The sequence below is a fragment of the Pseudomonas juntendi genome, from assembly GCF_021560075.1.
In the GTDB taxonomy this organism is placed as follows: domain Bacteria; phylum Pseudomonadota; class Gammaproteobacteria; order Pseudomonadales; family Pseudomonadaceae; genus Aquipseudomonas; species Aquipseudomonas juntendi.
Map to the genome: position 1 here is coordinate 252,530 of NZ_CP091088.1, position 23,745 is coordinate 276,274.

Sequence of the window (23,745 nt, forward strand, 5' to 3'; positions counted from 1 at the left end):
GCCTTCATTCTCAGCGGTGCAGCACGTACTGGCCGCTGAAGGTGACGGCCGGCTCATCACTCCCGGTATTGCTTACCGTGGTCTGCAGCGTCAACCGCGCCCGGCCACGACGCTGGTACATGTTGAGGAAGCGTTCCCAGGCTTTCTCTTCCGGCGCCGGGCAACGGGCTATTGCCGCCCCGGTAACCGGCAGCGGGTAGCTGATTTGCCCTTCCTGGATGACGATATGCCCGTCATCTATCCCCAGTTCGCGCAGCCGCATGTGCAACCAGCCCCAGCCCACCAGCACCGCTGCACAGTACAGGCTGCCGCCGAACATGGTGCTCTTGTGGTTGACGTTGGCCGCCAGCGGCAATTGCAGGCGCAGGGTGTGGTGTTGCCAATCAATGACCTCCAGGCCCATTTCGCGGGTCAGCGGGATGTCGCCATGCAGTACGGACTGCAGGTACTGGCTATCGGTGCTCATCAACGGTTGTCCTCATGGTCGTCGTGCCCGCCGCTACCGCCCTCGAAGCTCAAGCCATGCTTGCGCAGCTTGTCGTGCAAGGTTTTGCGGGGGATGCCCAGCGCCTCTGCCAGGCTGCGCATGGAGCTGTGGGGCTGGGCCAGCTCGGCGGCGATCAGCGAGCGCTCGAATTGCTCTACCTGTTCGCTCAGGTTGCCACTCAACACCGAAGGCGCCGCAGCCGCAGCCGCTGGCAGCTGGCCATCCAGCGCCAGTTCAAGGCCCAGGGCGAAACGCTCGGCGGCGTTCTGCAATTCACGCACGTTACCTGGCCAGGTGTGGCGCAGCAGCATCGCCCGCTGCGCCGGCAGCAAGGCGTGTGGCGCCAGGCTGTGGCGGTGGCTGGCAGCGTCGGCAAAATGCTGGAACAGCACCAGGATGTCGTCGCCGCGGTCCCGCAGCGGCGGGATACGCAGTGGCGCTACGTTCAGCCGGTAGTACAGGTCGGCACGGAAGCGGCCTTGGTCGGCGGCCTGGCGCAGGTCTTCCTTGGTGGCGGCGATAATGCGGATATCCAGCGGGATCAACTGGTTGCCGCCCAGGCGTTCCACCACCCGCTCCTGCAACATGCGCAGCAGCTTGACCTGCACGTCCAGGCTCATGCTCTCGATTTCGTCGAGGAACAGCGTGCCGCCGTTGGCGAACTCGAATTTGCCGATGCGCCGTTTTTGCGCCCCGGTGAACGCCCCGGGCTCATGGCCGAACAGTTCGCTTTCGACCACCGATTCGGCCAGTGCCCCGGCGTTGATCGCCACGAACGGCCCGTCACGGCGGCTGGACAGGTCATGCAGCGCACGGGCGACCACCTCCTTGCCAGCACCGGTTTCACCCAGGATCAGCACATCGGCGCGGGTTCCGGCCAAGGCGCCGATCTGCTCGCGCAGGCGCTGCATGGCCGGCGAATGGCCGACCAGGCGCGTGGCCAGTTGCTGGCGGTCGCTCAGCGCCAGGCGCAGGCTGCGGTTGTCCAGCACCAGGCGGCGCAGGGCCAAGGCACGGCGCACGCTGTCGAGCAGGGCGTCGCTGGCGAAAGGCTTTTCCAGAAAGTCATAGGCACCGGCGCGCATTGCCTGTACCGCCAGGGGCACATCCCCGTGGCCGGTAATCAGCAGCACGGGCAGTTCGCTGTCGCGGCCGTGCAGTTGCTCCAGCAGCTGCAGGCCATCGATGCCGGGCATGCGGATGTCGCTGACCACCACGCCGGGCCAGTCGCTCTCGATACGCTCAGCCAGGCCTTGGGCATCGCCCAGCGCGACCACTTTCAGCCCGGCCAGGTCCAAGGTCTGGCTCAGGGCCTGGCGCAGGTGCGGGTCATCGTCGACCAGGATGACCTGGGCTTGGCTGTCGATCTGTGTCTCGGGGGTCATGCCGAGGGGTCCTCCGAATTGGGCAAGGTTGCGCCAGGCGCAGCCTTGCGTAGCTGCAGGGTCAGCAGAGCACCACCTTCCGGGTGGTTGGCCAGCAGCAGTTCACCCCCCAGGGCGCGCATCAGGCTTTCGCAGATGGCCAACCCCAGGCCCAGGCCCTGGGTGCGGGTCTTGGTGGTGAAGAACGGCTCCTTGGCATGCTCCAGGGCCTGGCGGCTGAAGCCGGGGCCATTGTCGCGGATGTACAGGTAGACGCAGTCATCACGCTGTTCGGCACTTAGCCACAGGCGGCGCGGGTTGGCTTTTTCGGTCAGGGCATCCAGGGCATTGGCCAACAGGTTGCCCAGCACCTGGCGCAGGCGGGTTTCACCGGCCTGTACCCACAAGGTGGCTTCCGGCAGGTCGCGGATCAGCTCCACGGCCATTGCCCGGCGGCGCTTGGCCAGCAGCGCCAGGGCATCGTCCAGGGCTGGCTGCAGGGCCACGCTTTCCGGGGCGTGCCGGTCACGGCGGGCGAAGGCCCGCAAGTGGGCGATGATCGACGCCATGCGCCCGGTCAGCTCGCCAATCAGCTTGAGGTTGCCGCGGGCGTCCTCGGTGCGTTGGTGGTCGAGCAGGATCTCGGCATTTTCTGCGTAGCTGCGAATCGCCGCCAGCGGCTGGTTGAGTTCGTGGCTGATACTGGCCGACATGGTGCCAAGCACCGACAGCTTGCCGGCCTGCACCAGCTCGTCCTGGGCGCGCACCGCCTCTTGCTGGGCATTTTCGCGCTCCAGTACGGCGCGCTTGAGGCGGGTGTTGAGGCCCTCGAGGTCGGCGGTGCGTTCGGCTACGCGCTTTTCCAGCTCCTGACGGGCGCGGGCTTCGAAGTCGATGCGGTCGATGTAGTGGCGGCGCCGTTGCATCACCAGCCCGGCCAGCAGCATTGCTACCAGCAGGGTGCCGGCGCCAATGGCCATTACCGTTTGCACCGAACGGTCTACCAGCATGCGCGGGGCAAGGATGCTGACTTGCCAGCCGGTCTCCTTGATGTCGCGGGTCTGGGTGATCCAGGCATCCGGGGCGAGCACCAGCGGTTGCGGTGCCTGGGTAGGGTAGGGCTGGATGGCGATGATGGCCTGGCGCTCGGCATCGCTCAGTGCGCGGGTGGCACGGAAGCGCCAATCGGGCCGCGAAGTGAGGATGACCACGCCATTGTGATCGGTCAGCAACAGCTGCTCCGGCGTGCGGCCCCACAGGGTTTCGGTGTGGTCGAGGTCGACCTTGACCACCAGCACGCCCACGATGCGCTCGCGATCACGTACGGCGGCGGCAAAGAAGTAGCCGCGTTTGGCCGACGTTGTGCCCTGGCCGAAGAAGCGGCCCAGGTGGCCCGCCATGGCTTCGTTGAAGTACGGGCGGAAGGCGAAGTTGCGGCCCACGAAGCTGTCGTGCTTGTCCCAGTTGGAGGCCGCCAGGGTGTTGCCGCTGACGTCCATCAGGTACATCACCTCGGCGCCGGTCTGCTGCACAATGCCCTTGAGCAGGCGGTTGGCGTTGGTCACCGCCTCCAGGCGGAAGGGGTCGGCCAGTACGCTGCGCAGTGCCGGCAGGTCGCCGAGGATCTGCGGCAAGGTTTCATAGCGGTGCAGGGTGCCGAGCAGGTTGGCCACGTACAGGTCCAGGGTCTGGCGGTTCTGCGAGGCCAATTCCTGCTGGTAGTAACGTTCGGCCAGGTGGTGCAAGGGCCACAGTAACGGCGCCAGGCACAGGGCCAGCAAGGCCAGGCTGCGCCAGCGGGGACGGCGTGGGGGCGTGGGTTTAGCAATCATCACGTAAATGCGCCAGAAAGGTCTGGCGCAATTATGCGCTAGTTACGGCAGCAGTTCCGCCTCTGCCCATGCCCGGCCAAGCTTGTCCTTGTCTGACAGCAGCGGTGGTTGCTGCAGCCCCCAGTCGATGGCCAGGTGCGGATCGTCCCAGCGGATGCAGCGGTCGGCGCCGGGGTTGTAGTAATCGGTGGTCTTGTAGAGGAACTCGGCCGACTCGCTCAGCACCGCAAAGCCGTGGGCGAAGCCTGCGGGTATCCACAACTGGCGATGGTTGGCTGCGGACAGATCCACCGCGACCCACTGGCCGAAGGTTGGCGAGCTTTTGCGCACATCCACGGCGACATCGCGGATTTCGCCCTGAACCACGCGCACCAGCTTGCCCTGGGTATTCTCTACCTGAAAATGCAGCCCGCGGAGCACGCCCTTGACCGAGCGCGAGTGGTTATCCTGGACGAATTCGACATTCACCCCGGTCTGCCTTGCGAACTCGCGGGCGTTGAACGCTTCGAAGAAAAAGCCACGGCTGTCACCGTAAACCGTGGGCTCGATGATCAGTACATCGGGGATTTCAGTCGGGATGATGTTCATGGCGATTCGCTTGCCGTTCGTTAACTATTGACCCTAGTCGCCCTTCCTGGAAATTTCCGCATGCAGCAGTGACAGGATGCGTACGATATGGCCAGGGTAGGCGGCCAAGCGACGGGTGCTAGCGGTTGAACCCGTATTAAATTCGATTTCTATCGATATTTGGATGGCGTCTTTCCTGAAAATTCGACGTATCAGGCTTTAAATATCGATATGTATCGGTTATAAATAGATCAACGTCTCACTGCAATCCGGCCCAGGGCCATCACAGAGGTCAACCATGAAAACCCTCAACTCCACGCCACGTGCCGATGGTTTCCACATGCCCGCCGAGTGGGCCCCGCAAACCCAGGTATGGATGGTTTGGCCGGAGCGTTCGGACAACTGGCGGCTGGGCGGCAAACCGGCGCAGGCAGCCCATGTAGCCCTGGCCAAGGCCATTGCCCGTTTTGAGCCGGTTACCGTGGCGGTTTCCGCTGGCCAGTACGAGAACGCGCGTCGCCAGCTCGACCAGCCGAACATTCGGGTGGTCGAAATCAGCAACGACGACGCCTGGGTGCGTGACACCGGCCCGACCTTCGTCATCAACGACCAAGGCGAAGTGCGCGGTGTGGACTGGGGCTTCAACGCCTGGGGCGGCTTCGATGGTGGCCTGTATGCGCCATGGAACCGCGACGAGGAGCTGGCGGCCAAAGTGCTGGAAATGGAGCGCTGCCAGCGCTACCACACCGAAGGCTTCGTGCTCGAGGGCGGTTCGATCCACGTGGACGGTGAAGGCACGCTGATCACCACCGAGGAATGCCTGCTCAACCGCAACCGCAACCCGCACCTGACCCGCGAGCAGATCGAAGCGGTGCTGCGCGACCACCTGGCGGTGGATACCGTGGTGTGGTTGCCCGATGGCCTGTACAACGATGAAACCGACGGCCACGTCGACAATTTCTGCTGTTACGTGCGCCCGGGCGAAGTGTTACTGGCCTGGACCGATGATTCCAACGACCCCAATTACGCCCGTTGCCATGCCGCCATGGAGGTGTTGCAGAACACCCGTGACGCCAAGGGCCGAGCACTAATCGTGCACAAAATGCCCATTCCTGGGCCGCTGTACGCCACGGCTGAAGAATGTGCCGGTGTCGACCACGTTGCCGGCAGTCAGGAGCGTGACCCATCGGTGCGCCTGGCCGGCTCCTACGTGAACTTCCTGATCGTCAACGGCGGCATTATTGCGCCAAGCTTCGATGACCCGGCAGATGCCGAAGCCAGAGCGATCCTTGCGCGGATATTCCCCGACCACGAAGTGGTGATGATTCCCGGGCGCGAGCTGCTGTTGGGCGGTGGCAACATCCACTGCCTGACCCAGCAGCAGCCGGCACCGGTGACGCGCTGAGTGCCAGCCCGGTGACAATGAGGCCCGTCAGTAGACGGGCCTTTTTTTTTCGGGCGACGCCCGGCGGCTGGTTTGGCATAGGCTTTGTATTGTTTTTCAAGGAGATAGCTTGGGTCTGCCAGGTTATCCGAGCTGTAACATTACCTACGTAGATTAGCCGCTCACGGGTTAGGGAGTACGTGTAGACATGAACGCAGCAAGTGAGTCGGCTTTGCGCCCATCGGCAGTTGGTCACCCATCGCTCAAGCGGGTCGCGGCGTGGTTGAAACACCATGGAAGCATCAGGGTCAGGACGACCGACCCACGACGTCTGCTTGCCGGACGCTACCCGCAAGGTTTGCTCAGCGATGCTGAAATGCAGGCGCTAATGGCGGTGTGGCACTAATCGACTACAGCTGTGCCGACCTCTTGGCGGCGATAGCCGCGAAGAGGCCGGTACCTGCCACACGCCCCTCCCCACACGCACCCGGTAAATTGTCGGGGCAGTCAAGATGCCGTTTCTGACAAAAAGATAAAATCCCCTCCTATAGCGCCGACATGCATTGAAATGCCTCGTATCACGGGATGATCTTGGTTATATCAACCTGCATTTCACGACTTTTTGACATTTGTAATCGCACACGGCTAGGATTCGGCCCAACGCCTGCTGGCCACTTCCGTTGGCCATGCTGCTGCCAGAGGCCGCCCGTGCAATTGCAGGCCGGCCTTCAAGTCTGGATCCGCATAGCGTCGAACCTACGTAAGGGGCGTTGGTTCCTGGCGTTGTATTGCAGCGCGTTTTTGATTAAGCGATAAGGAAAATAACATGTTGAAAACCAGGATCAGCCTGGTCGCCCTGGCGATGATCGCCGCGACCCAGGCACAGGCCAATGATCAGGCCGAGAGCAAGGGCTTCATCGAGGACAGCCACGCCAACGTCCTTCTGCGCAACGCTTACATCAACCGTGACAAGAAGCACGGCACCGACGACCAGATCGAATGGGGCCAGGCAGTCATCGGCAACTTCTCCTCCGGTTTCACCCAAGGCACTGTCGGTGTCGGCGTCGACGCATTCGGTCTGTATGCCCTGCGCCTCGATGGCGGCAAAGGCCATAACGGTGGCGCGGGTGTCGACTTCTTCAAGCCGCACGAAACCACCAACGCCGACGGCAACGCCAGCTCGCCGCACAACCTGGCGCGTGGTGGCGCAGCCGTGAAGTTCCGCATTTCCAATACCGTGCTCAAGTACGGTGACCAGATGCCAGCACTGCCAGTGCTGCAGTACGACGACGCACGTCTGCTGCCAGAAAGCTTCACCGGCACCCTGATCACCTCCAAGGAAATCAAGGGCCTGGAACTGAACGCCGGCCGCTTCACCCAGGAAGCGCGCAAAAGCGCCGAGCGTCGTGATGGTGGTGGCCTGAAGTCGATCAACGTGCTGGGTGGTAGCTACAAGTTCAGCGACAACTTCACCGGCTCGCTGTACACCGCAGACAACGAAGACGTGATGCGCAAGCACTACCTGGGCTTGAACTACGTCTTCCCGATCGCCAGCGACCAGTCCCTGACCCTGGACTTCAACGGCTACAAGTCGGACATCAACAACAAGTACGTCAAGGCCGCCGGCCTGAACGGCGACTCCAACACCATCTGGAGCCTGGCGGCCACCTACGCGTATGGTGCGCACTCGTTCACCCTCGCCCACCAGCGCAGCACTGGCAGCACCGGCTACAACTACGGCTGGTATCAGAACCAGGGCGGCGTGGGTGACGGTGGTTCGACCATCTACCTGGCCAACTCGTACTGGTCCGACTTCAACGCCGAGGACGAGCGTTCCTGGCAGTTGGGCTACGGTCTGGACTTCGGTGCCTACGGCATCCCTGGCCTGACCTACAAGCTGGCCTACGTAGTGGGTGACAACATCAACACCCGCAACAACGCCAACCCGCAGGGCTTCGGCGAAGGCAAGGAACGCGAGATCTTCAACCAGGTCCGTTACGTGGTGCAGGACGGCCCGGCCAAAGACCTGTCCATCAAGCTGCGTAGCTCGTTCGTGCGTACCAACAACGCCGTACAGCAGAACGGCTACAACGACGATGGCAACGAAGTACGCGTATTCGTCGAGTACCCGATCAGCATCTTCTGATGCTGAGCTGAGGGTGCTGGGGGCTGCTTTGCAGCCCATCGCGACGCAAGGCCGCTCCTACAGGCATGCCCCGAACCGGGCCCCTTGTGGGAACGGCCTTGTGTCGCGAAAGGGCCGCACCGCGGCCCCGGCGATCTGCGCCCCAACCCCAAAAAACGAGCTGCCACGCCCCCTCGGGATTCGGCTCAACCCGGTAGCACCACGCTAACCCGCAATCCACCCCCTTCGCGGTTCATCAGCAGCAGCTCACCGCCATGGCTGCCAGCGATGCGTTGCGCAATGCTCAACCCCAACCCGTATCCCCCGGAGGACTGGTTGCGCGACCCTTCGCCGCGTACGAACGGGTCGGTAATGGTCGCCAGCAGCCCCGGCGCAATCCCCGGGCCACGGTCGTCGATATGGATCAGCACCCCGCTGTTCGCCCGTTCCAGTGTGACCGAAACCTCCTTGGCATAACGCAGTGCATTGACCAGCAGGTTCTGCAGGCAACGCTGCAACAGCAACGCATCCACATGCACGCCGCCTGCCTGGCCATGCACCGGCAATGGCTCTTTTTCGGTTGCCAGGTCGGCGCACAGGCGTGCCACCAGTCGGTCCAGGTCCACCTGCTGCAAGTTCTGCTGTTCCCCGGCGCGCAGGTAGTCGAGCACCTGGCCGATCATGTCGTCCATCTGCCTGATGTTCTGCCGCAGGCGCTGGTGGTGTTCATCGTCCGGCAAGCGCTCCAGGCGCAGGCGCATGCGGGTCAACGGGGTGCGCAGGTCATGGGACACAGCGGCGAGGAAGTAGGCCTTGTCGTTGACCATGGCAATCAGGCGCTGCTGCATGGCGTTGAACGCCTGGGCAGCCTGGCGTACCTCCTGCGGGCCATCCAGCACCAGTGGCGGCTGCTCAAGATTGGTGCCCAGGCCGCGCGCAGCATCGGCCAGGCGCTGCAACGGGCGCAGGCACAGGCGCACGGCAATCAGGCAGACCAGCAGCACCGCGACAATGCGCAGTGCATACACCCGCAATAGGTAATCGCTGATCAGCACCCAGGCCGACTCGCCGCTCCAGCCCTGCAGCTCCTGGCCCTCGATGATAAGCCAGTGCCCATCGGCCAATGGCACCGCAAACTGCATATGGGCCTGGGCCGTGCGCAAACCGAACAGGCTGCGCCAGACTATCGGTTGGCCCGACGCGTCGGTCAGTTGCACATTCATCAGGCGTACCGCCTGAGCATGCCCCAGCTCGTACTTGAGGGCCTGGCGCAGCAGCAATTCGACCCGCCGGCGCTCACGGCGCTGATCATGCGTTGGCTCGGGCAGGTGCTCGGCACAGCGCACCTGGTAATGAGCCGGCACTGGCAGCGCGGCATCGTGGCAGTCGGCCCGGGCGATCAGGGGCGCACTGCGCGCGGCGATCAGCCGCACGGGGGCTTCGAACACCTGGGCGAAGCGCACATCGAACCAGATGCTGCTCGACATCAGCTGCACCACCAGCGTACCGCTGACCATGATCAGCAATAGCTGGCCGAACAGGGTGCGCGGCCACAGCCGGCGAAGCCAGCGCACCTCAGGCATCGGCCTGGTGCTGGCCCATGGTGAGCAAGTAGCCTTCGTTGCGGATGGTGAGGATCTGCGCGGCCCCGTCCGGTGCGCGCCGCAGGTGCTGGCGCAGGCGGCTGACGCACATGTCCACCGAGCGGTCATCAGGCATGTGGTCGCGGCCAAATGCGCTGCGCGTCAGCTGGTCGCGGGAGACCACGCGGTTGTTAGCCTCCAGCAACTCGCGCAGCACCCGGTAGTCGGAGCGTGGCAGGGGCAGGGTCTGGCCATCGGGGCGCGTGAGCAGGCGCTTGACGTGCTCCAGGCGGAAGCCGGCGAACAGTTGTGCGTCGGCCCCTGCAGTGCCCTGCGCCTGGGTTTCCAGGCGTTGCGGGCGACGCAGCACCGCCTTGATCCGGGCAATCAGCTCGCGTGGCTCGAAAGGCTTGGCCAGGTAATCGTCGGCACCCACCTCCAGGCCGATGATGCGGTCCAGCGTGCTGCCTTTGGCCGACAACATGATCACCGCCAGCCCGGGCGTGGCCTGCAATTGGCGACAAAGGCTGAGCCCGTCTTCGCCCGGCAGCATCAAGTCGAGTACCACCAGATCCACCGTGTGCCTGGCCATTTGCGCGCGCATCTGCTCGCCGTCGGCCGCCTCCAGCACGTTGTAACCGGCGTCGGCCAGGTAATCACAAAGAAGTTCGCGGATCTCGTCGTCATCGTCGACGACCAGCAGGGTCGTGCTCATGTGGAAAACACCTGTCGGGTGAGGCCCTGGGGCGCTCATTACATTCAATTACATCCCCGTACATGTCGGGTCTGGCGCCGGGAGGGCCGATCCCTAGAATCCTAACAAAAAATCATCTGCAAATACGAAGCCTTCCCAAATGAATCCCTACAGCATTCCGAACGCGCTCATCCCCACCCTTGCAAACGGCAACCGCCTCAAGCCACTGGCGTTCTGCATTGCCGTGGCTATCAGTGGTGGTGCCATGGCCGCCGACAGCCAACCCCTGGAGCTGGACGCCACGCAAATCGAAGACAGCGCGCTGCTGCCCGCCGACGCTGCAGGCCAGCTGGGCTACACCGTCGAGAGCACACGCAGCTCCACCGGCCTGAACCTGACGCCCCGGCAGACCCCGCAGTCAGTCACCACCATCACCCGCCAGCAGATGGAAGACCGTGGCATCCACACTATCGAGCAGGCCCTGGAAACCACCCCAGGGGTAACGGCCAACAAGTCCGAAGTGGGCGGGCGTACCGATTACCGCGCCCGTGGCTATTCGATCAGCAACTGGAAGGTCGATGGTCTGCAGACCCAAGGCGGTTCTGACTTCAGCGGCAGCGGCAATGCCCTGAACATGGACCTGTACGAGCGCATCGACATCGTGCGCGGGGCCAACGGCCTGCTTGGCGGCACCGGTGACCCTTCGGCCACCGTCAACCTGATCCGCAAGGCGCCGACCAAGACCTTTGGCGGTAGCGTCTACGCCACCTACGGCAGCTGGGACAAACGCCGCCTGGGTGCCGACCTCAACCTGCCGCTGTCCGAGGACGGGCGCCTGCGCTCGCGTTTTGTGATGACCCAGCAGGACGCCAACTCGTTCCGCGACAACCAGTCCGACCGCTCCCGCGCGGCGCTGGCCAATTTCGAATTTGACCTGGACGACGCCACCACCCTCGGTGCCGGCTACCAGTACGAGTACAACAAGGTGGTGGGTGGCGGCTGGGGCGCGAACATTCCGCTGTGGTACCGCGACGGCAGCAAGACCGACCTGCCACGCAGCACCAACGTGGTGCCCAGCTGGAGCTTTGGCGAGTACACCACCCGCACCGCTTTCGGCTCGCTGCAGCACCGCTTCGACAACGACTGGACGCTGGACCTGAAGGCCTCCCAGGCCACCACCGAAGCCCTCAACCACCGCGGCTTGGCCAAGGTGAACTCGGCAGGGCGCGGCACCTATGGCGGCTACTGGGACCAGGATGGCAGCGGCGCCGTACTGAACGGCCTGCACAGCTCCACCGACACTACCCAGCAGTCGGCGCAGATCGACCTGTCTGGCCCATTCCAGCTGTTCGGCCGCACCCACCAGGCCATGGTGGGCTATAACGACAGCCGCACCGTGGGTTGGTCGCCGCAGTACACCTGCACCATGGTGGGCGACGGCATGGCCAGTGCACCGGCGTTGGGTTGCCAGTTCCGCGCCAACAACGGTTTCCCGGTCACCGATTGGCACAACGGCGTGGATGACGACTACGGCCTCATCGCCTCGCGCACCGGCCTGCACAGCAAGACCACCACGCGCTTGCAGGGCATGTACGCCGCTACCCGCCTGAGCATTACCGACCCGCTGTCGGTGATTGTCGGCGTGCGCACCAGCAACTACGCGTCGGTGACCCGTAGCGTGGCCGGCGAGCGCAGCAGCCAGGAAGAGAACGGCATCGTCACCCCATACCTGGGCGCGGTGTACGACCTCAACGACACCTACTCGCTGTACGCCAGCTACACCGACATCTTCACCCCGCAAACATCGGAAACCGTGAGCGGCAGCAAAGTCGAGCCGATTCGTGGGCAAAGCTATGAAACGGGTATCAAGGGTGAATGGTTCGACGGCCGCCTGAACGCCTCGGCAGCGTACTTCCGCACCAAGCAGGAAAACAAAGCCGTGCTCGATGGCGACCTGACCACCCCGACCGGTGCCAGCGCCTACAAGGCCGGCTCGGGTGTGGAAACCGACGGTATCGACCTGGAAGTGGCAGGCGCGTTGACGCCTGAATGGAACGTGTACGCTGGCTATACCTACCTGCACTTCCGCCGTGTCGACAGCGACGGCCGCAGCGACCCGTCGCACCTGTTCAAGGCCTCCACCACCTACCGCCTGAGCGGTCCGCTCGACCGCCTGACCGTAGGTGCCGGTGTAACAGCGCAGAGCAACATCCGCGCTATTTCCAGCCCTGCAGGCCAGCCGGTCAACGGCGTGAGCAACGGTGCAACCGATGTGAACTGGTCGGGGTATGCCATCTGGAACGCCATGGCCAAGTACCAGGTAACCGATGCCACCAGCGTTACCCTTAACGCCAACAACCTGTTCGACAAGCACTACTACACCCAGTACGGGTTCTATGCCGGCGGCATCTACGGTGACCCGCGCAACCTGTCGCTGACGGTAAGCACTGCCTTCTGACATGCAGGGGCGGCCTTGCGTCGCAGCCCTACGAGTTGCGCTGTCGCGCAGAGAACTCAATTCGTAAGCGCGACGCGGTCGGTGTGGGAGCGGGCGTGCCCGCGAAGAATCCAACGCGGTGGCTGGCACCGGCTACGCCGGTGTTCGCGGGCGCGCCCGCTCCCACAAGGGCCCTGCTAAATCAAGCAGTTATGTATCGTTCTATGAGAGCTTCAACCACGACAGCGGAAAATCCGTAGGCAAACGCTCTATTTCAGGGGGGGCGGCTTGAAGCCCGGCTTGCCAAGGTCGCTATCGTGGCCTGCATGCGGATCTTCCTGGTGCGACTCAAGGCCATGCTCAGGAATGGCGAGCCTTGGCTGGATCTGGTGCTGCCTCAGCCGAAGAGGGCGTAGATCAACAGCCAAAATGCAGGACTAGACGATTACACGGTTCCTGTGGGAGCGGGCGTGCCCGCGAACACCGGCGCAGCCGGTGCCAGACACCGCGTCGCCTGCTTCGCGGGCAAGCCCGCTCCCACAATGAATCGCACAGGCTTTTCAAATTTTGAGAAAGACAGTTGCCCCTGCATCAAGGGAGTTGAGCAGGGCTCTGGGGCGTGGGCTGGAATCGAGTAGGAGGCGGGTTCACACCCGCCGTCCTCTCACACCACCGTGCGTACGGTTCCGTACACGGCGGTTCAGGCTATGCGGCTAAGCCGGTTGATCGTATCCAGTATCGAGACCAGTCCGAGTCGATCCCATAGCTTCTTCGGCAGCGCCTGATTCATATGAGATGCTCCCGAGTTCCACCATGGGCCTCGACCATTAGAGGCTGATTTGCAGGCACGCTCTTCACTTAGACCCAGGCGCATCAGGTTGCGCACCCTCGTAGAGGGCTGCTTCCATTGGCGCCAGATGGCACAGCGGAGTTTGTGCCTGAGCCAGCCATCCAGTTCCTCAAGTGGCCGTTTGCTCTGGCTGAGCTTGAAGTAACCCGCCCAGCCTCGTAATACAGGGTTTATCCGCTCGATGGTATTTGCCATCTTGCGACCCCGTGCACCGCGTAGCAGCTCTGCGAGCCGGTCGCGCAGGCGACCCAGGCTCATCGTTGCCACCCGCAGCCTTGGCTGCTGATGCCAGCTCATCCCATAGCCCAAGTAGTCACACTTCCAGGCTCTCGCGACTCGACTCTTCTTCTGATTCACCGTCAGTTTCAAACGTTGGTTCAGGAAGCGCTCGACACTGACCAGTACTCGCTCGCCAGCCCGAGGACTGCGCACATAAATGTTCGCGTCATCGGCATAGCGCACGAAGCGATGGCCCCGCCGCTCCAGTTCGCGGTCAAATTCATCGAGCAGGATATTCGACAGCAGCGGCGAGAGCGGGCCGCCTTGCGGCGTCCCTTCCTGCCGTGGGCTAACGACACCACCTGACATGACTCCCGCTTCAAGGTAGCGACGGATAAGCCTAAGTACGCACTTATCTTTGACCCGGCACTCGATACAGGCCATGAGGATGTCGTGGTTGACTCGATCGAAGAACTTTTCCAGATCGATTTCCACGCACCACCGATGTCCCGATGCCACATGGGCACGGGCCATCTCGACAGCTTGATGTGTGCTTCTGCCCGGACGGAAGCCATAACTGTAGTCCGAGAACAGTGGGTCGAAGATGAGCGTGAGCTGTTGCTGCAAGGCTTGCTGGATCAAGCGATCCACGACGCTGGGGATTCCCAGTTGCCGTGTGCCGCCCTGCGGCTTGGGAATTTCAACCGCTCGCACTGCTTGTGGATGGTATTCACCGGCCAGTAGCCTGGCCTTGAGGGTTGGCCAATACTGTTTCATGTAGCCCGCCAAGTCAGCGACCGTCATGCCATCGGCACCCGGCGCTCCCTTGTTGCTGACCACGCGTTGATACGCACGTCTGAGGTTGGCCGGTGCAAGCACCCGCTCCATCAGCGTGTCCGGCTCCGCGTTCGTCCACGTCGCTGACGCCGCCGGCACCTTTGCACTGTCAGGCATCACCCTCGGCTTCTGGCCGGGATTCGGGATGACAGTTTCCGCTGTGGGAAATTTCTGCATTACGGCTACCAACGAGACAGTGACGCCTACTAGCGGCATAACCTGTTCGGCCCTTGGTGGCGCGGTTATCCGCCACTTACTACGGCTTCGGCTGACTTCTGCACGCTCATCCCGTCGCCTTTCGACGCGCGGTAGCACAATGGCAAACGTACAGATCTCCCAGGGTAATTCGCGTGACCTTCCTGCTTATGCCTGTCGGATTTACGTCACAGCGTTCCGTGCAAGTATTGGGCTTTGGCGATTGTTGCCGCCTAACCCCGCTGTGCCGCCTGATCCGCTTCCTGTTCGTCAGGCCAGCATTTTGCCTCGGGCTTCCTTCAGATTCGCAGTCGCCCGCGACACCCTTGCCTCCGGCTAACACTTCCCCTTGCCGGGTGTGTAGAGGACTTTCACCTCCAAGTCACCCGCTTGGCCACCACAGCCAAGCAGGTTGCGCTTACGCGCAACGCGCCATGCCTGGCGCACAACAAAAAAGGCCCACCTTGCGGTGAGCCTTTTGAGTACTGCGTATGGTGCGGCACCAGGAGTCGAATATCGATATGTCATTGAAAAATATATGATTTATTTGTAGTGGTTAATCGAAATATCTCTAAAGCTATCGTTTTATATATAGCCGTCCGTTTAAGATAACAAGAAATCTTTGCGTCTCTCATTATAGTGCGTGAAGGTTGGGGATTTAGAGTTTTACTCGTGACGTTCTCGCCTGTCTGCTTGGCAAACTCATGCGGCGTCACATGGTCCTCGCGGTTCGCCCCCAGAAACCGGCGCCACCAGGTCATGATCATCCGGCGCTCTTCGAGGAACTCGGCCTTGTGTGTGTAGGCCCGCACGTTGTTGCGTTCCTTGTGGCTCATCTGCCGTTCGATAGCCGTCTCCGACCACAGCCCGGCCTCGACCAGCGCACTGCACGCCATGGCTCGGAACCCGTGGCCGCAGATATCCACTTAGGTGTCGTAGTCCATCGCCCCGTATGCCGCATTCACCCGGTTCGCGGAAATCGTTTTCACAGTTTGGCATCCTGTACGAACGCCACATTCAGGCCACCTCAAGTTGCCGAGTTAGAGATCGAACTCGTTTCAGCAGGTAGGACGCAACACGATATTTCAAGCTTAAACCGTGCAACATTTCTATTCCCACCAACTGCAAGCGACTGCGCTAAATTCCCCACCCTCTGGCAACGATGCCGCCCCCCAAACTCACTATCTCGCCGTGTGTAGACCATTGAAAAAATTTGCCTTTGTAAGTGCAGCCGCGGAGCGTGAGTACAAAGAACTGCCCAAGGACGTTCAGGACGATTTCGGCAAGGACCTGCGGCGCATTCAGTATGGCCAGGACCCTGTTCGGCCGTTCAAGTCATTGACGGAATCAGTAGGAGCGGGGGCGATCGAGCTCATCATAAACGGCAGCCCGGCATTCCGATGCGTGTATGTGGCCAAGTTCGCGGACATGGTCGTTGTGCTGTATTCGTTCGTAAAAACGACCAACAGGTCCGACCGGCACGCGATGCAGGTCGCCCAAGAGCGAATGAAGGAGCTCAAGCACGAGTTGCGCAAGATGGGGTACAGGATTTAGCCGCCCGGCGCTTGAGTGATCACGATCTGGGGAGGTGAACTGCCATCGTCTGTGGGAAGGTTCAGGCTGGTGCGAAAGCCAAGCTTGTCGAGCATGTCCATCATGGCGTCCAGGGTGAATTTCTCGATTTTGCCATTCGCCAACTCCGATACCCGGGACTGGGTTACGTTCAGCCTGGCGGCCGCCTCGTGTTGTTTGAGGCCCATTTTTTTGATGCAGTCGGTGATGAAGATGGAAAGGTCCATTTTCAAGGCCATTTTGCTGGCCGTTTCTGCATCGTGGATGGCGTGGAAGGGGCTTTCGTGGAATTGAAGCGGCATGGGCTTGCCTCACCAGGGATATCTAAAATTTACGATAAAATCTTAGGTGGGCTCGATGGGCAAGTCAAAGCGTTTGTGTGTGGGGACTTTTCTTGATGCTCAGACAATGCGCCACTTGAGATTGCTGGGGATGCTGCGCAGCCCATCGCGAGGCAAGGGTCCTACATTGGTGGGTGGTGGGCACATATCTGCGGCTCGGCACCGCCCGAAGGAGCGGCCCGCGAACACCGGCGGAACCGGTGCCAGACGCCGCGTCGCCTGCTTCGCGGGCAAGCCCGCTCCCACAATGAATCGCGCAGGCTTTTCAAATTTTGAGAAAGACAGTTGCTCCTGCATCAAGCGAGTTGAGCGGGGCTCTGGGGCGTGGGCTGGAATCGAGTAGGAGGCGGGTTCACACCCGCCGTCCTCTCACACCACCGTGCGTACGGTTCCGTACACGGCGGTTCAGGCTATGCGGCTAAGCCGGTTGATCGTATCCAGTATCGAGACCAGTCCGAGTCGATCCCATAGCTTCTTCGGCAGCGCCTGATTCATATGAGATGCTCCCGAGTTCCACCATGGGCCTCGACCATTAGAGGCTGATTTGCAGGCACGCTCTTCACTTAGACCCAGGCGCATCAGGTTGCGCACCCTCGTAGAGGGCTGCTTCCATTGGCGCCAGATGGCACAGCGGAGTTTGTGCCTGAGCCAGCCATCCAGTTCCTCAAGTGGCCGTTTGCTCTGGCTGAGCTTGAAGTAACCCGCCCAGCCTCGTAATACAGGGTTTATCCGCTCGATGGTATTTGCCATCTTGCGACCCCGTGCACCGCGTAGCAGCTCTGCGAGCCGGTCGCGCAGGCGACCCAGGCTCATCGTTGCCACCCGCAGCCTTGGCTGCTGATGCCAGCTCATCCCATAGCCCAAGTAGTCACACTTCCAGGCTCTCGCGACTCGACTCTTCTTCTGATTCACCGTCAGTTTCAAACGTTGGTTCAGGAAGCGCTCGACACTGACCAGTACTCGCTCGCCAGCCCGAGGACTGCGCACATAAATGTTCGCGTCATCGGCATAGCGCACGAAGCGATGGCCCCGCCGCTCCAGTTCGCGGTCAAATTCATCGAGCAGGATATTCGACAGCAGCGGCGAGAGCGGGCCGCCTTGCGGCGTCCCTTCCTGCCGTGGGCTAACGACACCACCTGACATGACTCCCGCTTCAAGGTAGCGACGGATAAGCCTAAGTACGCACTTATCTTTGACCCGGCACTCGATACAGGCCATGAGGATGTCGTGGTTGACTCGATCGAAGAACTTTTCCAGATCGATTTCCACGCACCACCGATGTCCCGATGCCACATGGGCACGGGCCATCTCGACAGCTTGATGTGTGCTTCTGCCCGGACGGAAGCCATAACTGTAGTCCGAGAACAGTGGGTCGAAGATGAGCGTGAGCTGTTGCTGCAAGGCTTGCTGGATCAAGCGATCCACGACGCTGGGGATTCCCAGTTGCCGTGTGCCGCCCTGCGGCTTGGGAATTTCAACCGCTCGCACTGCTTGTGGATGGTATTCACCGGCCAGTAGCCTGGCCTTGAGGGTTGGCCAATACTGTTTCATGTAGCCCGCCAAGTCAGCGACCGTCATGCCATCGGCACCCGGCGCTCCCTTGTTGCTGACCACGCGTTGATACGCACGTCTGAGGTTGGCCGGTGCAAGCACCCGCTCCATCAGCGTGTCCGGCTCCGCGTTCGTCCACGTCGCTGACGCCGCCGGCACCTTTGCACTGTCAGGCATCACCCTCGGCTTCTGGCCGGGATTCGGGATGACAGTTTCCGCTGTGGGAAATTTCTGCATTACGGCTACCAACGAGACAGTGACGCCTACTAGCGGCATAACCTGTTCGGCCCTTGGTGGCGCGGTTATCCGCCACTTACTACGGCTTCGGCTGACTTCTGCACGCTCATCCCGTCGCCTTTCGACGCGCGGTAGCACAATGGCAAACGTACAGATCTCCCAGGGTAATTCGCGTGACCTTCCTGCTTATGCCTGTCGGATTTACGTCACAGCGTTCCGTGCAAGTATTGGGCTTTGGCGATTGTTGCCGCCTAACCCCGCTGTGCCGCCTGATCCGCTTCCTGTTCGTCAGGCCAGCATTTTGCCTCGGGCTTCCTTCAGATTCGCAGTCGCCCGCGACACCCTTGCCTCCGGCTAACACTTCCCCTTGCCGGGTGTGTAGAGGACTTTCACCTCCAAGTCACCCGCTTGGCCACCACAGCCAAGCAGGTTGCGCTTACGCGCAACGCGCCATGCCTGGCGCACAACAAAAAAGGCCCACCTTGCGGTGAGCCTTTTGAGTACAGCGTATGGTGCCGGCACCAGGAATCGAACCCGGGACCTACTGATTACAAGTCAGTTGCTCTACCATCTGAGCTATACCGGCAATGGGGCGTCATTATAGCGATCGGTTGGCGCCTGTAAACCACTTCGTTGCGATTGTTCGTAAAAGAGCTAAGTCACCGACCTAAAAGAAGAAATTTCTTACCAGCCGCGGTGCAGGGTGGTGACGCTTGGCTCGCTTTTACCTGGGTTGAAAAACAGCTTGTCGTTGTCGCAGCCGCGCTTGCGGCAGGGGCTTTCGGTGCGCATGGGCAGGCCGTTGTCACCGCCCAGCTGCATGCCGGGGTGGTTCCAGCCCAGGTTGTCGCTGGGGTGCGACGCTGGGTGTTGGGAGCAGGCCGTCAGGGCCAGGGCGAAGCTGAGCAGGGCGAGGGGCTTGGTTAGTGGCATGGGGTGGGTCCAATGTCGAATCTGGCGCAATGCCAGAAGATCGCAGGGCCGCTGGGCAGCGCGCGATTCACTTTTTAATGATTTGGGGCGCGGATGATACACCGATGAGGGTGGATTTAGCATGGGATTGCCTGGGAGGGCCTCTTCGCGGGTGAACCCGCTCCTACACTTATCGATTAGCCTGCAGGTACGAAAATTCTGAACCTGGGACCTGAAGGCTTCAGGATCTGTAGGCTTCAGACGTATCCTACGCGCGCCGCCGAAGTATCGCTGTTGTCGGGAAAATGGCTCACGGATAACGTTTCCGGGTCGCTCAGGCGACCGGGTGTGAGAACCCTGCTTCGAATAATGCGCTACCCCTTTATGGCGGCCGTACGTGGGCAGACTTCGGTCTGGCCGGGCTTCCTTATTCGACCGGTTTCTCACCCCGCGTACGGCTGCCACCTGAAATCCGTGAGAAAGATTTTTGGCAGTCCCTTTTCCCCGAATAAGGTTTTGCCATGAAGAAAGAAATTACTGACCCCATCACCACCGCAGGCGTAGAAACCTTCCTCCCCGCCGGCAACCCCTCCCTCAATCTGCTCCGCGTCGAGCCCGGTATCCCGGTCGATGCCGCCTATGAGCATGTCTCCATCCTGATGGGCTACATCAAGCACTTGGTCCGTGAGGGCGATATGGAAGACGACCATAAATTCCTGGGTGCTGCCGATTACCTGTGCGACATGGCCAAGGCGCTGATGAACGATATCGAGATCGCCAAGAACAAGGCGCACTAGGGCCCCGCAAACGCTCCCTGTGCTAACCACAAGAAATGTTTATGCACAAGTGGCATTCGCAGCTTCAGCGAAAGCCATGCCGCATCGCTACACCGCTTGTCTTTGCGCAAATGCCTGTTTTTGCTGGGCTGCAGGTGCGCGGCGGAATAAGCCAAGCGGTTGAAATAGCGCTTGGCTCCAACAGGTAATCACAAGCTTGTTCACAGAGTTATCCACAGGTTGTGCTGCGGCTAACGGTCGCGTTCAGCAAGGATCAACAGGTTGCGTGGGGTCAGTGGATAGTCGCAGAAAAGCCCCAGCCGCACGTCGAAACCCTGCTCTTTCAGGAAGAGGGCGCGATCGAGCACCAGCCACAGCTCCAACGGCCGGCGGAACAGGTTACGCACCCGCTCCAGGTTGCGTACCTCGGCCAGGCGTTGCCAGCCTGCGGCTTCCAGCGCTACCCAATCAGGGTTGCCGCTTAGCGGCAGGTTTTTGAGCTGCGCCAGGTCACGGCAGTAGTGCTCGAAGGGCTTCTCCAGCCAGGCCACTGGCAGGGAAGGTGTGGGCAGGTATTCGTCATGTTGCCGCTGCTGGCGTTGCAGCAAGTCGAAACCGAGGCGGCGGGCCATGGAGGCGTCGCGCTGGCGCCGCACGCGGGCGCCGGCTGTCACGGTTTCGCTCAGGGGCAGGGCAAGGTCGTCCAGCGACAGTTGCAGGCGGGAGGCTTGCGCGGCTGTGGATAACGCCTGGTACTGCTGCAGCGCGATCCGGTTGTAGCAGCACGGCGCCACGGCCAGTTGCCGGCAGCCTAGCTGGCTGGTCAGCTGCAACAGGCGTACATGCAGGTCGCCACAGGCGTGCAGGGCAACCACGCTTTTTGCACCGTCAAGGTGACGGGCGCTGTCGCCGGCCATCACGTCCTGGTGTACGTGTACGGCTGGCAGGTGATGGTGCGCACTCAGGGCTTGGCCAGCGGCGACCAGTTCGGGATCGTATTCCAGGCAGGTCAGCTGCTGGCCAGGTTGCAGCAGGCGGCGGCCGAGGTGGCCTTTGCCCGAGCACCAGTCCAGCCAGTGGCGGGGCTGGTTGCGGAAGGCCAGGTGGCTGGCGAAGGCTTCGATCTGCTGCCACTTGCGGCCGGGAACCGCTACGTCCAAGCGGTGGGCGGCGGGGCGCAGGTCGGTTGCCGGGAGGTTGCCCAGGGCGGATAGCTGTTCAGCTTGCCGGGCCAGTTGCGGGAACGGGGCCGGCAACAAATCGGCAGCGTCGGGGTGTTCTGCATCTGCCAGGGAGGACTTGCGCAAGTGGGCGGCGAGCTCGGGGTGGGTGGTTTCCCAGTCCAGTTGCAGGGTGGTGAAGGGGCGCGGTTTCCACAGCTGTTGGTGCTCGATCAGGAACTGGTCGAGGGCCTGGAAGCGGGTGCTTAGCTGGTCGCTGTGGAGGTAGTTGGCCATGGGTAGATGTGTGTAGGTTTTAAGGGCCTCTTCGCGGGCACGCCCGCTCCCACAAGTACAGCGCCAGCCTTGAATATGGCGCTATACCTTGTGGGAGCGGGCGTGCCCGCGAAGCAGTCGGTGAGCGATCAACGGCCCTGGCTGGCATCCACGCGCAGCCAGCGCTCCAGCAGCTTGAAGCCCTGCACCAGCAAGAACGAGATCGCCAGGTAGAACACCCCGGCCGCGAAGAATATCTCCACTGGCAGGTAGGTGCGCGCGATGATGGTGCGGGCCATGCCGGTCAGTTCCAGCAGGGTCACGGTACTGGCCAGGGCACTGGCCTTGAGCATCAGGATCACTTCGTTGCTGTACGCCGGCAGGCCGATGCGCGCAGCGCGCGGCAGCATGATGTAGAACAGCGTTTTGCCCCGCGACATGCCCAGGGCCCGTGCGGCCTCGATCTCGCCCTTGGGTATCGATTGCAGGGCACCACGCAGGATCTCGGCAATATAGGCCGCCGTGTGCAGGGTCATGGTCAGCACCGTGCACCAGAACGGATCGCGCAGGTACGGCCACAGCGCGCTGGAGCGCACGGCATCGAACTGCGCCAGGCCGTAGTACACCAGGAACAGCTGCACCAGCAGCGGCGTGCCACGGAAGAAGAAGATATAGCTGAACGGCACGGCGCGCACATACCAGTGGCGCGAGGAACGGGCGATGCCTAGGGGGATGGCCAGGATCAACCCGGCAACCACCGCAATGGCCACCAGCTCCAAGGTCAGCACGGCGCCTTCAGCCAGGCGTGGCAGCCATTTGAAGATGACTTCCCAGTTCATTATTCGGCCCTCGCAAAGCCGCGAGCGGCGCGTTTTTCCAGGAAGTACATGCCGGTCATGGCGATGATCGTCAAGCTCAGGTAGATGCAGGCCGCGACCATGTAGAAGGTGAACGGTGCCTTGGTCACGGTCACGCCGATTTGCGCGTGGCGCATGATTTCTTCCAGGCCGATCACCGACACCAGGGCGGTGTCTTTCATCAGGATCATGAACAGGTTGCCCAGGCCGGGCAGGGCGATGCGCCACATTTGCGGCAAAATGATCCGCGACAGGATGCGGCCTTTGGACAGGCCCAGCGCCAGGCCGGCTTCACGGTGGCCCTTGGGGATCGCCAGGATCGCCCCGCGGAACACTTCGGTGGCGTAGGCGCCGAAGCACAGGCCCAGGGCAATCACCCCCGCAGCGAAAGCGCTGAGCTCAAGGCCCGGCATATTCAGGGCTTCGCCGAGGGTGTTCATCAGCCCGACGGTGCCGAAATAGATAAGCAGTACCCACAGCAGCTCGGGCACGCCGCGCACCAGGGTCGAGTAGAAACCGCCAAGCCATTGCAGCGGCTTGATCGAAGAGGTCTTGGCCAGGGCGCCAAGCAGGCCCAAAACCAGGCCCAGCAGCAAGGCGCATAGCGCCAGTTTTACGGTCATCAGGGTGCCAGCCATCATGGCCGGACCGAATCCGTGCAGGTCGATATTCATGGGCAGGTCATTCTAGGGACTTGCGCGCCGCAGGGGCGCGCAGGTCAGGGCGGATCATTCGATGCTGAACGGGAAGTACTTGTCGTTGATCTTCTTGTACGTGCCGTCGGCCTTGATTTCTGCCAGGGCCTTGTTCAGGTTGTCGCGCAGCTGGGTGTCACCCTTGCGCACGGCAATGCCGATCTTGTCGCTGTCCATCACCGGCTCGCCCTTGAACTCGAAGTTGGAGCCGTCTTTGCTTTTCAGCCACTCGTACTGCACGTACTTGTCGGCCAGGATGCCGTCGATGCGGCCGGACACCAGGTCCAGGTAGGCGTTTTCCTGGGTGTCGTAGAGTTTGACGTCTACGCCCGGGTAGTTGTCTTCAAGGTAGGTGCCGGCCAGGGTGGCGCGCTGGGTGCCGATGACCTTGCCCTTGAGCGAGGCCTTGTCGGTCTTGAAGTCGACGTTCTTCGGTGCGATGAACTGCAGCTTGTTGGAGTAGTACGGGTCGGTGAAGTCGACAGCCTGCTTGCGCTCGTCGGTAATCGACAACGACGACACCAGGAAGTCGAACTTCTTGGCGTTGAGGGCCGGAATGATACCGTCCCAGTCGGAGGTCACGACCGAGCACTCGACCTTCATCTTGGCGCACAGGGCGTCGCCGATGTCCTTGTCGAAGCCGATCACATTACCGCTGGCATCCTTGTTGTTGAACGGTGGGTAGGCGGCTTCGATACCCATGCGCAGTTTTTCTGCGGCCATGGCGTTCGCCGACATCACCAGCGTGGCAGCAGCTGCCAGGAGAAACTTCTTGTAGGTGTGCATGTATTGCT

20 protein-coding genes, 1 tRNA gene and 2 pseudogenes are annotated in these 23,745 nt (G+C 61.7%); 7 read left to right on the plus strand and 16 right to left on the minus strand.

What is annotated here, in order from left to right; genetic code table 11:
• Positions 1–10: 10 nt before the first annotated feature.
• From L1P09_RS01105 to rfbC, 4 genes are read right to left on the minus strand one after another with little or no spacing between them, the layout of a single operon-like run.
• Positions 11–466 carry a YiiD C-terminal domain-containing protein gene (locus tag L1P09_RS01105; RefSeq protein ID WP_054905027.1) on the minus strand — a complete coding sequence of 152 codons (456 nt, stop codon included), beginning with the start codon at positions 464–466 and terminating at the stop codon, positions 11–13.
• Positions 466–1,872: a sigma-54-dependent transcriptional regulator gene (locus L1P09_RS01110; RefSeq protein WP_232892287.1), complete on the minus strand. Its 1,407-nt coding sequence runs from the start codon at positions 1,870–1,872 to the stop codon at positions 466–468. The genes L1P09_RS01105 and L1P09_RS01110 overlap by 1 nt, the downstream gene beginning before the upstream one ends.
• The gene (locus L1P09_RS01115; RefSeq protein WP_009684783.1) at positions 1,869–3,683 is read right to left on the minus strand and encodes a sensor histidine kinase; all 1,815 of its coding nucleotides are present in this window, start codon (positions 3,681–3,683) and stop codon (positions 1,869–1,871) included. The genes L1P09_RS01110 and L1P09_RS01115 overlap by 4 nt, the downstream gene beginning before the upstream one ends.
• Before the next feature lie 42 nt (positions 3,684–3,725).
• A complete protein-coding gene (gene rfbC, locus L1P09_RS01120; RefSeq protein ID WP_029885604.1) occupies positions 3,726–4,271 on the minus strand; it encodes a dTDP-4-dehydrorhamnose 3,5-epimerase in 546 nt (181 codons plus the stop codon).
• Positions 4,272–4,548: 277 nt separating this feature from the next.
• Between rfbC and aguA the strand changes: the two genes are divergently transcribed.
• The 3 genes from aguA to L1P09_RS01135 all read left to right on the plus strand — a co-directional run bounded on the left by aguA (position 4,549) and on the right by L1P09_RS01135 (position 7,780).
• Entirely contained in the window at positions 4,549–5,655 is a 1,107-nt protein-coding gene (gene aguA / locus L1P09_RS01125; RefSeq protein ID WP_009684781.1) for an agmatine deiminase, read from the plus strand.
• A 187-nt stretch (positions 5,656–5,842) separates the two neighbouring features.
• Positions 5,843–6,040, plus strand: a complete 198-nt coding sequence (locus L1P09_RS01130) for a hypothetical protein (RefSeq protein ID WP_080709188.1) — start codon at positions 5,843–5,845, stop codon at positions 6,038–6,040.
• A 420-nt stretch (positions 6,041–6,460) separates the two neighbouring features.
• Complete coding sequence (locus L1P09_RS01135; protein WP_029885603.1) at positions 6,461–7,780, plus strand: OprD family porin; 1,320 nt, start codon at positions 6,461–6,463, stop codon at positions 7,778–7,780.
• Positions 7,781–7,965: 185 nt separating this feature from the next.
• Here the strand turns inward: L1P09_RS01135 and L1P09_RS01140 are convergent, their stop codons facing one another.
• On the minus strand, positions 7,966–9,342 hold the full coding sequence (locus tag L1P09_RS01140) for an ATP-binding protein (protein ID WP_192441423.1): 1,377 nt from the start codon (positions 9,340–9,342) through the stop codon (positions 7,966–7,968).
• The gene (locus L1P09_RS01145; RefSeq protein ID WP_054905024.1) at positions 9,335–10,057 is read right to left on the minus strand and encodes a response regulator; all 723 of its coding nucleotides are present in this window, start codon (positions 10,055–10,057) and stop codon (positions 9,335–9,337) included. The genes L1P09_RS01140 and L1P09_RS01145 overlap by 8 nt, the downstream gene beginning before the upstream one ends.
• A 139-nt stretch (positions 10,058–10,196) precedes the next feature.
• Here L1P09_RS01145 and L1P09_RS01150 point away from each other — a divergent pair, with 139 nt between their 5' ends.
• Both L1P09_RS01150 and L1P09_RS26495 read left to right on the plus strand, forming a co-directional pair.
• Positions 10,197–12,494, plus strand: a complete 2,298-nt coding sequence (locus L1P09_RS01150; RefSeq protein ID WP_235768326.1) for a TonB-dependent siderophore receptor — start codon at positions 10,197–10,199, stop codon at positions 12,492–12,494.
• Positions 12,495–12,705: 211 nt separating this feature from the next.
• Positions 12,706–12,889: pseudogene (locus tag L1P09_RS26495) on the plus strand (IS110 family transposase); the annotation flags it as partial.
• Positions 12,890–13,173: 284 nt separating this feature from the next.
• On the opposite strand, the gene ltrA (L1P09_RS01155) reads toward L1P09_RS26495, so the two are convergent.
• On the minus strand, positions 13,174–14,595 hold the full coding sequence (gene ltrA, locus L1P09_RS01155; protein ID WP_222186725.1) for a group II intron reverse transcriptase/maturase: 1,422 nt from the start codon (positions 14,593–14,595) through the stop codon (positions 13,174–13,176).
• 650 nt (positions 14,596–15,245) lie between these two features.
• Positions 15,246–15,560, minus strand: a pseudogene (locus L1P09_RS01160) (tyrosine-type recombinase/integrase); the annotation flags it as partial.
• Positions 15,561–15,777: 217 nt separating this feature from the next.
• On the opposite strand from L1P09_RS01160, the gene L1P09_RS01165 reads away from it, so the two are divergent.
• Positions 15,778–16,128, plus strand: a complete 351-nt coding sequence (locus tag L1P09_RS01165; RefSeq protein WP_182369961.1) for a type II toxin-antitoxin system RelE/ParE family toxin — start codon at positions 15,778–15,780, stop codon at positions 16,126–16,128.
• Here the strand turns inward: L1P09_RS01165 and L1P09_RS01170 are convergent.
• From L1P09_RS01170 to L1P09_RS01185, 4 genes are all read right to left on the minus strand, one after another.
• Positions 16,125–16,448 (minus strand): helix-turn-helix domain-containing protein, encoded by a 324-nt coding sequence (locus tag L1P09_RS01170; RefSeq protein WP_197885733.1) that lies wholly within the window; start codon positions 16,446–16,448, stop codon positions 16,125–16,127. The two genes, L1P09_RS01165 and L1P09_RS01170, sit on opposite strands and share 4 nt — an antisense overlap.
• Positions 16,449–16,892: 444 nt before the next feature.
• Complete coding sequence (gene ltrA, locus L1P09_RS01175; protein WP_222186725.1) at positions 16,893–18,314, minus strand: group II intron reverse transcriptase/maturase; 1,422 nt, start codon at positions 18,312–18,314, stop codon at positions 16,893–16,895.
• A 471-nt stretch (positions 18,315–18,785) separates the two neighbouring features.
• Positions 18,786–18,861 (minus strand) — tRNA-Thr (locus tag L1P09_RS01180).
• 98 nt (positions 18,862–18,959) lie between these two features.
• Positions 18,960–19,208: a hypothetical protein gene (locus L1P09_RS01185; RefSeq protein WP_009682865.1), complete on the minus strand. Its 249-nt coding sequence runs from the start codon at positions 19,206–19,208 to the stop codon at positions 18,960–18,962.
• Positions 19,209–19,708: 500 nt separating this feature from the next.
• Here L1P09_RS01185 and L1P09_RS01190 point away from each other — a divergent pair, with 500 nt between their 5' ends.
• A complete protein-coding gene (locus L1P09_RS01190) occupies positions 19,709–19,984 on the plus strand; it encodes a DUF3077 domain-containing protein (protein ID WP_029885296.1) in 276 nt (91 codons plus the stop codon).
• 230 nt (positions 19,985–20,214) lie between these two features.
• Here the strand turns inward: L1P09_RS01190 and L1P09_RS01195 are convergent, their stop codons facing one another.
• The 4 genes from L1P09_RS01195 to L1P09_RS01210 form a co-directional block, all read right to left on the minus strand.
• Entirely contained in the window at positions 20,215–21,420 is a 1,206-nt protein-coding gene (locus L1P09_RS01195) for a methyltransferase (protein ID WP_235768330.1), read from the minus strand.
• Between the two features lie 128 nt (positions 21,421–21,548).
• Entirely contained in the window at positions 21,549–22,238 is a 690-nt protein-coding gene (locus L1P09_RS01200) for an ABC transporter permease (protein ID WP_009682869.1), read from the minus strand.
• The gene (locus tag L1P09_RS01205) at positions 22,238–22,930 is read right to left on the minus strand and encodes an ABC transporter permease (RefSeq protein ID WP_029887659.1); all 693 of its coding nucleotides are present in this window, start codon (positions 22,928–22,930) and stop codon (positions 22,238–22,240) included. Before L1P09_RS01205 ends, L1P09_RS01200 begins: the two co-directional genes overlap by 1 nt.
• A gap of 54 nt (positions 22,931–22,984) precedes the next feature.
• Positions 22,985–23,737, minus strand: coding sequence for an ABC transporter substrate-binding protein (locus L1P09_RS01210; protein ID WP_029887658.1), 753 nt, complete (start codon positions 23,735–23,737; stop codon positions 22,985–22,987).
• Positions 23,738–23,745: the final 8 nt, after the last annotated feature.